At 30.4% G+C, this 12722-nt stretch carries 11 protein-coding genes; 2 read left to right on the top strand and 9 right to left on the bottom strand.

Translation table 11 applies throughout. The annotated features are described in order from the left end of the window. Positions 1 to 16: 16 nt before the first annotated feature. Positions 17 to 205 carry a 2-hydroxymuconate tautomerase gene (gene thmT, locus MUA21_RS05620; protein ID WP_046208325.1) on the top strand — a complete coding sequence of 63 codons (189 nt, stop codon included), beginning with the start codon at positions 17 to 19 and terminating at the stop codon, positions 203 to 205. Positions 206 to 544: 339 nt separating this feature from the next. Here thmT and MUA21_RS13335 read toward each other — a convergent pair. Further along, a protein-coding gene (locus MUA21_RS13335; RefSeq protein ID WP_437129139.1) for an IS3 family transposase occupies positions 545 to 2088 on the bottom strand; the annotation gives its coding sequence in 2 pieces (ribosomal slippage) (positions 545 to 1411 and positions 1414 to 2088; 1542 coding nt in all). A 130-nt stretch (positions 2089 to 2218) separates the two neighbouring features. Then, positions 2219 to 3196: an LCP family protein gene (locus tag MUA21_RS05605; protein ID WP_103161440.1), complete on the bottom strand. Its 978-nt coding sequence runs from the start codon at positions 3194 to 3196 to the stop codon at positions 2219 to 2221. 140 nt (positions 3197 to 3336) lie between these two features. On the opposite strand from MUA21_RS05605, the gene msrA reads away from it, so the two are divergent. Then, positions 3337 to 3837: a peptide-methionine (S)-S-oxide reductase MsrA gene (msrA, locus tag MUA21_RS05600; protein WP_107525833.1), complete on the top strand. Its 501-nt coding sequence runs from the start codon at positions 3337 to 3339 to the stop codon at positions 3835 to 3837. 59 nt (positions 3838 to 3896) lie between these two features. Here the strand turns inward: msrA and MUA21_RS05595 are convergent, their stop codons facing one another. The 7 genes from MUA21_RS05595 to mprF all read right to left on the bottom strand — a co-directional run bounded on the left by MUA21_RS05595 (position 3897) and on the right by mprF (position 12600). Continuing rightward, entirely contained in the window at positions 3897 to 4808 is a 912-nt protein-coding gene (locus MUA21_RS05595) for a D-ribose ABC transporter substrate-binding protein (RefSeq protein WP_073342192.1), read from the bottom strand. A 15-nt stretch (positions 4809 to 4823) separates the two neighbouring features. Then, positions 4824 to 5771 carry an ABC transporter permease subunit gene (locus MUA21_RS05590; RefSeq protein WP_046208545.1) on the bottom strand — a complete coding sequence of 316 codons (948 nt, stop codon included), beginning with the start codon at positions 5769 to 5771 and terminating at the stop codon, positions 4824 to 4826. Continuing rightward, a complete protein-coding gene (locus tag MUA21_RS05585) occupies positions 5758 to 7248 on the bottom strand; it encodes a sugar ABC transporter ATP-binding protein (protein ID WP_262562109.1) in 1491 nt (496 codons plus the stop codon). The genes MUA21_RS05590 and MUA21_RS05585 overlap by 14 nt, the downstream gene beginning before the upstream one ends. A 12-nt stretch (positions 7249 to 7260) precedes the next feature. Beyond that, a complete protein-coding gene (gene rbsD / locus MUA21_RS05580; RefSeq protein WP_070658492.1) occupies positions 7261 to 7650 on the bottom strand; it encodes a D-ribose pyranase in 390 nt (129 codons plus the stop codon). A gap of 49 nt (positions 7651 to 7699) precedes the next feature. Further along, entirely contained in the window at positions 7700 to 8704 is a 1005-nt protein-coding gene (locus MUA21_RS05575) for a LacI family DNA-binding transcriptional regulator (protein ID WP_262562108.1), read from the bottom strand. Between the two features lie 374 nt (positions 8705 to 9078). After that, on the bottom strand, positions 9079 to 9645 hold the full coding sequence (locus tag MUA21_RS05570) for a hypothetical protein (RefSeq protein WP_262562107.1): 567 nt from the start codon (positions 9643 to 9645) through the stop codon (positions 9079 to 9081). A gap of 432 nt (positions 9646 to 10077) precedes the next feature. After that, the gene (mprF, locus tag MUA21_RS05565; RefSeq protein ID WP_262562106.1) at positions 10078 to 12600 is read right to left on the bottom strand and encodes a bifunctional lysylphosphatidylglycerol flippase/synthetase MprF; all 2523 of its coding nucleotides are present in this window, start codon (positions 12598 to 12600) and stop codon (positions 10078 to 10080) included. Positions 12601 to 12722 lie beyond the last annotated feature (122 nt).

Below are 12722 nucleotides of genomic sequence, written 5' to 3'. Positions count from 1 at the left end.
TTAAGGTGGGATTTAAATGCCAATAGTAAATGTAAAATTGTTAGAAGGTCGCTCTGATGAACAACTAAAAAATTTAGTCACAGAAGTTACTAATGCAGTAGAGAAAACAACAGGCGCAAACAAAGAAGCTATACAAGTTGTAATAGAAGAAATGAAAACTTCTCATTATGGCGTTGCAGGAATTAGAAAATCAGATCAACAATAATTTACATACGAACATAAACATCAATATCTATTGCATCATATAGATATTGATGTTTTTTTACTTTTGCCAAATCTAACTATACATGAATGGTATGCTTAGAGAAACGTATCATGCGTAGGCATATAAAATTGTTTCAACTACATCATTAAAGCAATTGGGTAATTTGCTGACACCCGAGGAAACTAATATGCAAAAGAGGCTATAGGCACGAATCATATTCCTAGGCAAACTGCACAATCAAAATCGCAACATTCAAAATAAATAAGGACTAATCCATTGTGAACTGCACCCTGTCAAGTAGACAGTGAAAAAAACAAAATGTTTATGGCTACCTTATATTTACGATATAAGGGTAGCCATTTTTAATGTTATTCTTTCTTGATTAAAAAATTCTATATATGAATTAATTGCTTTTATTGCTGTAGCCTTGTCTTTAAAAATCACTTTTTTTCTTCCTCTAAACAATTCACTTTTAATAGTTCCCCATACACCTTCCATAGGTCCATTATCTATGCAACATCCTGGTCGTGACATACTTTGTTTTATACCAAGTTGCTCTAACGTAACTTTAAATAATCTGCTTGTATATTGATATCCTCTGTCGCTATGCAAGAGTATACCTTCGGTATTCGGCACAAGTTTGACTGCTTTTTTGAGCGTATCTAATACAAATTTATTGTTATTTGAGGTACTTAATTTATGACTGATAATCTGTTTGCTGCCTAAGTCATAAATAGCACTTAAGTAAAGTTTTTTACCATTGCTGAGTTTGAATTCTGTAACGTCAGTTAACCATTTTTTATTTGGGATTTGTTCTTCAAATTTTCTATTTAATATATTATGTGCTGTAATTTCAGGTGTTGTTTTAATATATCGTTTTCTTTTAGGGCGGATAGTAGATTTTAGATTAAGTTGATTCATCAATCTATAGACACGTTTATGATTTACTTTTTGATGTAGTTTAAGTCTTAAATATATGTATATACGACGATATCCATATATGCCTTTGTATTTATTGTAGATATCAACGATATCTTTGATCAATTTTTGGTTTTCAATTTCTTTATTTGATGGTTTGCGATGTAACCATTTATAGTAACTTGAACGTGATATCTTTAATACTGAACATAACCAAGCTATCGGATAAAGGTTTTTAAATGCTTTTACCGTTTGGTATGATGCTTTTTGTCTGATGCCTGTTTCATCAACTTCCTTTCTATTTCTTCTTCCTTTTTTAAAACGTCATTTTCCATTTGAAGAAATTTATTTTTCTCTTTAAGTATCTTAATTTCAGCTTTTAATGCCTCTTCAGGTGTTAATACAGACTGGGGTTTCCCTTTTCCACGTCCATCTTTAAGCCCATCATACCCATGCAAGTTGTACTTTTTTACCCAGTTATATACTTGGCTATAATTGATGTTAAAATGATTTGCTGTTGTCTTATACGATTGACCATGATTCATATAATAATCAACGATTTCCACACGATCTTCAAATGTTAATGATTTATATTTCAATTGATACACCTCGGGTTTTGGAGAATATGTTTTTAATATTTTACCCGATAAATACTTTGAAATCCATTTGTTTACAGTTGAAGTAGTGGGGATATTATATTTAACTACTAAATCAGTTAAAGATAGGCCATCATTTATATATTCGTGCACAACTTTAAGCTTAAATTCATTTGAGTAGGTATTATTTCTCTGAATTGGTAAAAGCACCTTTATTCCATGCTTCTTAAATTTATAATAGTTAATCAATAATGTTCTAGGAGAACAATTTAAATTTAATTTTTGAATTACATTTTTCATACTATATCCTTCTTCATATAAGCTGAAAGCTTTTTGATAAGTTTCAGGTGATAATTTTCTATGAGTCATAAAAAAACTCCCTTCAAAGTTTACATTTTTAAGTGTCTACTTTGAAGGGAGCATATCATTGGCATACGGATTAGTCCTTATAGCGTGAAATTTGTATTCCATTCTCATTTAAATGAATTCACTAAACTCGTTATTCATTCAAAAATTTCTGTACTTCCTTTTTATTTTTGGCTTTATCGATTTCTAACGCACTACCATCCATTGGTGATTGGATATCTTGATAAGTGTTTTGTATAGGTAAAGTAATAGAATCTACCTTTTTATCACCACGTATTCCAAAATTCAAACCAGTTTGAATGAGTGCAGAATCTGGCATATTTGTATTTAAATAACCTCTCAAAATACCCGCAACTCGAGGTAATTTAGGTAGCGTATCCAAACTCGCTAATTCTTGTTTAAGTGATTGCATGACTTGTTGCTGACGTCTTACACGACCGAAATCGCCTTCTTCATCATGTCTAAATCTAGCATACCCTAATAATTCTTTACCATTTAATCGATGATGACCTTTCTTCAGTGACACACCTATATTTTTAGACATATCTTTTTCAACATCAATTGGAACACCATTAGGTTCCAATTCATCAATCATTTTTTCAAAACCAGTAAAATCAAGAATTGCATAATACTCAGGGTCTATACCTAAATTTTTCTTTAATGTTTGTCGCAATAGTTCAGGTCCACCGATAGAATAAGCAGAATTAATTTTATGTTGACCATTACCCGGTATATCTGCATAAATATCTCGCATGACAGACATCATCTTCATTTTTTTATGAATATAATCATACTGTGCAATCATAATCGAGTCGGTTCTAGAAATACCACCTTGCTCTTTATCTGCACCTAAAACCATAATTGTGATTTTTCCATCATTTTTTTTAGCACCGTTAAATTTGTGTTGCTTGAGCGTTTTGCCCTGATCTTTTGCGTATTCAATACCTGATTTATAACCATGCACAGAATAGCCAACAATAATGGCTAAAATAATTACAATAATTAAAATTACAATTGGAAATTTTTTTAATTTTTTCTTTTTTGTCCTACGCATCGTCGGTTGTTCTTCTGTGTTTGTGCTTTCTTTACTTCTGTGTTTATGTTCATTCATATGTAATCAACCTTATATCTTCAAAATTGCACTGCTATGTACTATAATTAACATATATTAAAGTTATATAAAAACTGAATAAAAATCAAGTAATATCTTAATATATGGTACTAAGGTCTAATATGGAAAGGATGTTAAACATGAATATAAATAAAGCATACTTCGCTGGAGGTTGCTTTTGGTGTATGGTCAAGCCTTTCGACACATTTGAAGGGATTGAGAAAGTGACTTCTGGTTACATGGGAGGTCATAAAGATAATCCGTCGTATGAAGAAGTTAAGACGGGTGACACCGGGCATTATGAAACAGTTGAAATAGAGTATGATGTCGCTCTATTTTCATACAATAAATTATTAGAAATATTCTTTTCTGTAATAGATCCAACTGATGAAGGAGGACAATTCCAAGATAGAGGATCACAATATAAAACAGCAATTTTTTATACAAACGAAGATCAAAAAGCAGTAGCTGAAGATTATGTAGCACAATTAAAACAAACCATAGACAAAGAAAAAGCTATTGTTACAAAAATATTACCCGCTTCTACATTTTATGAGGCTGAAGCAGAACACCAAGATTTTTATAAGAAAAACCCCGAACGATATGCTCAAGAACAACAAGAACGTCAAAAATATAAGTAAACAAAAAAACCGGTGCTTTTGCATCCGGTTTTTATTTATTACTCGCACTTTAACATAAATTACTGCCGCTTCATTTCTAAAGGAATTTTATTCTTTTTCTCAACCTTTTTACCATTATATAAATCCATTATCGTTTTAACACTTTCTTCACCCATCAAATTAGGTTGTTGCGCCACTGTAGCAAATAACTTACCTTTTTCAACAGATTTAATCGCATCTTCATTACCATCGAAACCAACGACTTTAATGTCTTTATTTCCTATCGCTTCTACAGCACCTAATGCCATTTCATCATTTTGAGCAAAAATAGCTTGTATATCAGGATGAGCTTGAATAATATTTTGTGTCACATTTAGACCTTCTGTTCTATTAAACTTAGCACTTTGTTTGGAAACTACATCAAGTGATTGATCTGCGACGTTATGGAAACCTTTACCACGTTCACGTGTAGCACTGGCACCTGGGACACCTTCAAGTTCAGCTACTTTCGCATCTTTACCTAATTCATCAACAATGAGTTTACCTCCCATCTCACCGCCTTTGATATTATCCGATGCTATAAATGAAGCAACATCCCCTTTAGCTACATCTCTATCTAATGTAATGACTGGTATTGCCTCATCATTTGCGATTTGAATACTACCTGATATCGCATCAGAATCTGTCGGGTTTACAATCAAGTAATCTACTTTTTGTTGAATTAAATCATCAATATCATTAGCTTGTTTCGCTGCATCATCTTGAGCATCTGCAAACTTAACTTTGACACCTTGTTTCTTCGCTTCTTTTTCAATACCATCTTTAATTTTCACAAAGAAAGGGTTATTTAATGTAGAAATACTCACACCAATAACAACCTCAGATTTTTTCTTATCTACTTTACCATTGTCATTTTTTTCTATAGGTGATTCTAGTGAACAACCTGTTAAAAATAATAATATAGCTATTACAGTTATAAAAAGCTTTTTCAATACCAACACCCCCTGTTATTTGTTTTTTCTATCTATAAGTACTGCAATGATAATCACGACACCTTTAACCACTTGTTGGTAAAATGAAGATACACCTAATAAATTTAAGCCATTGTTCAAAACACCGATAATTAACACACCAATTAACGTCCCAACTATACGTCCTTTACCACCTGTAAGCGAAGTACCGCCAAGAACTACTGCTGCAATAGCATCTAATTCATAGGACATCCCTGCAGTTGGTTGTGCCGAATTTAAACGTGAAGTTAAAATTGATCCTGCCATAGCTGACATTAAGCCGGCTAAACTATAAATCATTATTTTAATTTTATTGACCTTAATCCCTGAAATAAATGCCGCTTTTTCATTACCACCCATAGCATAAGTCTGTCTACCAAATACAGTTTTGTGCAGTAGAATATATAATATGATAAATGTAATAAACATCGTGACAGCTGGTACTGGAATACCTAAAAAGTAGCCTCTACCAAATAATTGAAATGCATAACTACCATTTAAATTTGTAATAGGATTTCCATCTGTAATAACAAGTGTTAGCCCTCTAAATACGGTCATTGTAGCTAATGTCGCAATAAAAGGCGCCATTTTACCTATCGTGATGAGCAAGCCATTTATAGCACCCAATACCGCCCCAAATATGCAACCTATAAATAAAGCTACAATAGAATCCATACCAGAAACCATTAAAATCGCAACAAATGCACTAGATAAGGCAAGTGTCGATCCTACTGATAAATCAATACCTCCAGTTAATATTACGAAAGTCATGCCAAATGCAATTAAACCATTAATTGAAACCTGTCTTAATAAATTAAATAAATTAGAAGGCTCTAAAAAAGCACTATTTAATACACTGATAATAACAACTAATAATATTAAACCAATAAAAGGTATAATTTTTTCTAAATACGAATAAGAAAATGATAATTTAGACTGCTTCATTTAATTTTCCTCCTGTAGCTAAAGTCATAATACGCGCTTCCGTGATAGCTGAATCTTCTAATATGCCTGCAATGGAACCTTCATGTACAACTGCGACTCTATCACTCATGCCTATAATTTCTGGTAATTCTGATGAAATCATAATAATAGACATACCTCGGTCCGTTAATTCATGCATCAATTGATATATTTCTCGTTTAGCACCTACATCGATGCCACGTGTTGGTTCATCTAATATTAATACATGTGGTGCAGTCGCAATCCATTTAGCCAAAACAACTTTTTGTTGATTACCACCAGATAAAGTGCCACATATATCTCCTATTTTGCCTTTAATATTTAAACGCTGAATCATCTGTTCGGAATATTGTTCCATAGCATGTTGTGTTAAAAATCCAGAGCTTGAAAAGCTTTTTAAAGCTGGTAAAGTAATATTTTCTAAAATTGAATCTTGTAAAACTAACCCTTCTTCTTTTCTATTTTCTGTAATAAAAGCTAAACCTTGTGAAATAGATTGATTAGGATTTTGAATTTGTAATTGTTGATTATTTAGTTTTACCGTTTTATTCCCTTTATCTAATCCAAAGAGTACTCTCATAATTTCTGAACGACCCGCACCCATCAAACCACTAAAGCCAAGTATTTCTCCTTTATGTAAATCAAAATGTATATCCTTTAAATGATGTTCATCTGAATCTAAATTTTCAACAGTAAGCACAACATCTTCTTGATGATATTGTCTAACAGGGTATTGATTATCTAAATCTCTACCAATCATAGATTTTACTATTTCATCATGTGTCGTATTTTGTGTTTCCTTAGTTAAAATCGAACGACCATCTCTCATAACTGTAATACGATCTGAAATTGTAAAAATTTCTTCCATTCTATGAGAAATATATACAAAAGAAACGCCATCTTTTTTTAAATTTTTAATTTGTTCAAATAATATATCTATTTCATTATTTGTTAAGGCTGCAGTAGGTTCGTCCATGATAATTATTTTTGATTTTTCCATTAATGCTTTACTGATTTCAAGCATCTGTTGCATACCAACGGATAAAGTGCCTGCCATACGATTTAAATCGATTTCAATATTTAGCTTTTTAAAAATGGACAAAGCACGTTGTTTCATTTTTTTATTATCAACAATGCCAAAAAATTTTGTTTCTTCTTTTCCTAAAAACAAATTTTCAAGTACTGTAAGATTAGGCCAAATATTTAACTCTTGCTGAATAAACGACACACCATTTTGTTCAGCATCTATTGTATTTTTAAAGTGTATCGGCTGAACATTTTCTAAAACATTACCACTATCCGCATTATATACGCCAGTTAATATTTTCATAAGCGTACTCTTACCAGCTCCATTTTCACCCATTAACGCATGTACTTCTGCATCATTGATTTCAAAATCAACACCTCTTAAAACATCGTTTTGACCAAATGACTTATATATTTGATTCATTGTTATCATATTTTTCACCCCTTAAAATAAAACACCACTAGATAAAATTACATTAGCGTAAGGTGTCGCTTCACCTGTTCTTATAATTGCTTTAGCTTCCTTACTATACATTTTTAAAGTTTCATGAGATTCCGTGACCATATCAATATTTTCAGCTAATAATTTCACATATAACTCACTATTTTGTTTTATCATTTCATTTGCAATAGTAAGCTGTTCAATTGCCATATGTTCTTTAACTACATTAAATACTTCTTCAAATGATGGATGTCCAAAAGTTAATGCTAAATCTATTTTTTTAACACCATCTGGTACCGGCAGTCCACAATCAGCTATGATAATTGTATCTGTATGACCTAAATCACTAAGCACTTTAGAAATTTCGCTATTTAAAATACCAGTTTTATACATTTAAATCCCCTCTCGTTAAATCTTATTTTATGTAACCCGTTACACATTACTACTTAAATCTAATACTATTTCTGCGTTTAATTGATAACTTTAACCTATTATCTTGTTGTTCAATTATAGAATTTTTATTTAACTTTAATAAAATTGATACCGCTTGCTGCCCTAAAAAATATGCGGACTGATCAATAGTTGCAATTTGAGGAAACGTCATTGTAGAAAAAGGTATATTATCATAGCCCACAATTTGAATATCCTCGGGAACTTTCAATTGAAATTGTTGAATAAGGCCCATCGTTTCAATTGCCAGTACATCATTGCTGCATATAATACTATCAATCTGTAAATCTTTAATTAATGAAATAAATGCACTTTTATTATTTAATGTTTCTGCTGAGCAATCATAATAGCTCACATTATAGTTATTCAATTCTTGTTTAATACCATCTGTCCTTAATTTAAATGCCCGTATATTCAAATCTAAATGGAGGATCAAAATATTTTTTGGTTTACCTTCTAACACAAGTCGAGCTTGTAATTGTCCGCCTTCAAAATGATTCATAGAAATACCATTACCTTCATTTTCAACACGATCTACAAATACATAATGAATACCTTGTGACACTAATAACTTTTCAATTTGATCATCAGCAAATGCTGTTGCAATAACACCTACACAATTATAAGCATTGAAAGTGAATAAATACTCTTTCGCCTTATCAACATCGTTGTCACTATTTCCAATTAAAACTTGAAAACCGTGCGCAAGCGCTATATCTTCAACACCTCTTGCTATAAGTGTAAAAAAAGGATTACTGATATCTGGTAATAATAAGCCAATCATTTTTGACTTACGTTTATATAATGTACGTGCTGCTTCATTAGGTTGATAGTTAAGCTCATGAATCGCACGTTCAATTTGTATTTTTGTTTGAGCTTTGACATATCCATTATTATTTATCACTCTAGATACCGTTGCTACTGAACAACCAGCTAACTTAGCTACTTCTTTAATTGTAACTATAAAAATCACCTCTATTTTTGTAACCGTTTTCATATTATCATAATCATTTACATTTTGATAGTTTATTTGAAAATTTAATTATTGTAATATTTAATATCCTATATTTTTTTAATTTATTTATATAACACGAAAACGATAATTTATAGTAATCAAATCAGCAGTATAAATAATTTTTTATTTTATGATCAAAAAATTGACGTTAACTTTTCTATTAAATAATTATATAAACAGTTGAAATCAGTTATATTAAATTCGTACTTATACAAATTTTTATTTAGCGCTTACCTCATTATGTTTTAAAATATATTTCTGTTATATCGTAAAATTCAAATAAAAAAGACCCATCCAGTAGTTCGGATAAGCCCTTTATGCTGATAATAAAATTTTTATTTTCTCACATTATAAACTTATTTTATAGTAGACACTTGATCTATATTCTCTATTGCCTTCACCTTTTTATTTGAATCAAAATATACTTTAACAGAGAAATGATTGGATGGATTATCATCGTATATCATCGTACCATTGTGATTATTGTGTATTCTATAACCATGTACTTGCGAAAATGATTCGATAGTAACATTATCAGGTACAACAAAAATTCGTTGAACTTTATTATTTTTGAATAAAAATGCCATGTCACCATATTTATGTGCTTTCATATTAGCAATTTGTATTGTTTTTTCACTATCACCAAAGTATGTTTCAACTTTGTGTTTGTCCATGCCTTTAGAAATGTGCATATAATGATTTCTTACATCACTATTCATAAAATTTTCACTGAATTGTTGTGACAAAACATTGATCTTAGGCAATTTATACTTGGTCTTTTTCTCCTGTTTAAATTTTTCGTTTTGAGCAGATTGATTTGAACCTTTGTAATTTGTATGTATGTTATCATATAACGATTTAATTGAGAGTGTTAACGCAACTAAAAGCATCACGATTACCAAACTAATTATAACTTTTTTCATTTCCCCACCCCATTGTTCACTCTGCAAACATTAATATTTACATATTACTACATTATATTGAAATTTTAAATGTATATTAATAATATAACAAATGAAAATAATTCAAAAAGCTAATGTTACTACAGTGTAAAAGCACAATTATATTTCAAAAAGAAACCAACTATATAAAATGTTAATTTTTATTCAAATAAGATGATACCATGATGTTGAAAGCGTTTTCTAATGATGATATATTATAAATACACCTTGAACAAAGGGTAACTAGAAATTCATAAATATAGTTAGAGTCAAAATGATATTTAGAAAGCATATCGTTAGTTTATTAAAAAGTAGTTAATAACTTCTCCGGCGTTAACTACAAAAACCATTAAAAACTATAACTCCAAAAAACAACCAACAATCATTAACGGGATTGTTGGTTGTTTTGTTTTATTATTTTTTTCTAATTACACGCATGACTTTTGTCATACTTACCCATAATGAGTTATCTTTACGATACACTAAGAACCTTGGCTGCCAATTGGGATTAAACTTTTCTTTATAACGTCTTAATCCTTGAAATCTATATAATCCATTGAAATGCTCAAATACTCTACCTGCAAGTCTTTCTCTATAAAAAGAAAAAGGTACTTTACCCACATTGGACAGTGTAGCCATACCCATATTAAAGTATTGATACTCATTTGCCTTAGCCCATAACAGCATATGAAGATATAAACTATCCATCAGAGGTAAGGAGGTATCCGATTTCCAACGTATTAAATCAATAGACACAGTTGAATTATCATTAACAGGCATAAATGTACAAAAACCAATTATAGCATTCTCTTTATCTTTAATAACTCCGATCGGCGCCTTCGATATATAATGTTCACTAAAATGTCCTACTGAAAATTGCATTTCTGTAGAGCCTGATAACCAATCATCGCTTATTTGTTTTAATTCATCAAAAACGTTTTTTGAAAAAGGAGGTTCTAATATCTCAAAAGTACACCCCAAATCATCTAACTTATTTAAAGTAGCACGTAAACCACGCTTCTTTTTACCTGAAGTAGTGAAAGTTGATAAATCAATAATGGCTTCTTCGCCTAATTTAAAAAACTGATTTCCAAAATCATGATAAATTGACATATATTTATCAGTGACTTGATAGAAAATAATGTCGTAACCTAAATATTGAGCTTCATTATAAAATCTTTCGAGCAACTCATGGAACGAAGCACTATTTCCAATGGGGTCACCTAAAACAATATATGCATTCCCCTTATAACGATACATCACAAATGCGTCTTGTTGTTCATTAAAGAAAAACTTCTTATCACCACTGTATATGAGATGACTTAAATAATTTCCCCCAAATTTCTGAATAATCGTTTCACATTGTTCTAGTTTTTGACCACTGCCTGCAGATTTGAATCTTGCTTCAAACCACCACACAACAATACTGACTATAATTGCTACTGTAATAATCGTGAACCAAAAATAATATCTTAAAAGAGACGTATCTACTTCTATATGATAAATATCTAAAGTATAAAATGTATTTTTTATAAACACATGATTAATGAATAACACAAGAGCCCCAATAATTACACTAGACAATAGTTTCGTATATCTAAACGGACGCTTTATGACACGTGCACTTCTATAAAATACAGCGAGCATTACAAACATAGTAATTAACCAACCTAAAAGTACCAAAGAAGGATAAGTATAAACAGTGACACTAAATATGATAATGATTGAACAAATTGCAAACAAAAGTGCTCTCTTAGATAAATGATATACACCTATCACATTTAATAATAGTAATAGACATGCACATGTATGAATAGAAGCGATAATATAATAAAACGCATGGTTATTACTATATAACCCATCATAAATTATTGTAATGTTATTAAAGAAAAATAAAGCACTCGTAAATAAAAGTAACAATGCAATGGAAAATGCTGGTATCCTAGTTAAGATATCTTTTTGATAAGATGCTAAAAGTGATGACATATCTTTCACAGGTATCATAATTTTAGAATCATCCAAATAACGTTTCGCCGTATTTCTAAATTCAAACGTTGAGAGAATAAGGGCAATTAAAACAGGAAATAAGTAATAAGCAAACCTGTATAGCAATAAAGCTAAAATAATTTTTTCTTCTGGAATATTTAAACTTTTCAATCCTAGTAATAGTACCAAATCAAATGTACCAAATCCTCCAGGAATAAAACTGATTAACCCTGATAATGCACCAATGATAAATATTCCCATAAATACAGAGAAATGCACCTGTATACCAACAATTAATAATGCCATATATAATACTGCAGCAGCAATCATCCATTCAATACTAGAAACAATGGTGCAATAAATTCCAGTCAATTTACTTTCTTTATTTACTGGTTTCCAAATTGTAATAAAAATAAAAATAGGCAAAAACAACGCAACAACATACATTAACCATCTAACCCAAGGGAACGGACTAAATACATGTCTAACATCAAACACATGAAATACTACTAAAATAGAAAGCATACTTAAACCCGTCAACATGGAGATTAAAACAATAGAAATAGTATGCAGTAATGCTTTTTTATCTTCTGTAGTATCTTTATATAATAAAAATCTTACACTCGCTCCTATGAATCCTCCAAAGCCCAATACTGCGTTCAAAGCATTTACAATATATCCTATACGTACAGTTTTAACTAAAGATATCTTCAAGTGTAATGCTTTAGCTAAAATCACATCATACATTGATAATACCAGTATAGCTAGACCACCACTCAAAAAAAGCACAACCAACCATACACTATTAATATCTTTTATAGAATGAATCGTTTCTTTTAAATTTATATTTGTTAGTTCTTTATATAAAGTAAAAGCAACAAATATAAATAATGAAAGTGCAAATAAAACTTTCATTATCGTTAATATTTTATTTACTAGCTTCTTTGACATGTGTTCACATCACTTTTCTATATTCATATAACATTTAAAATATAGCACAATTTTTATTTTTTATAAATAATTTTTATACGAGTTAAATATTACAATATTGTTAGACCACACACTCAGTTACA

Origin of the sequence: Staphylococcus ureilyticus (assembly GCF_025558845.1) — a bacterium.
GTDB lineage: Bacteria > Bacillota > Bacilli > Staphylococcales > Staphylococcaceae > Staphylococcus > Staphylococcus ureilyticus.
The sequence above is the reverse complement of the archived record's forward strand: the minus strand, read 5'-3'. Positions and strand labels throughout refer to the sequence as shown.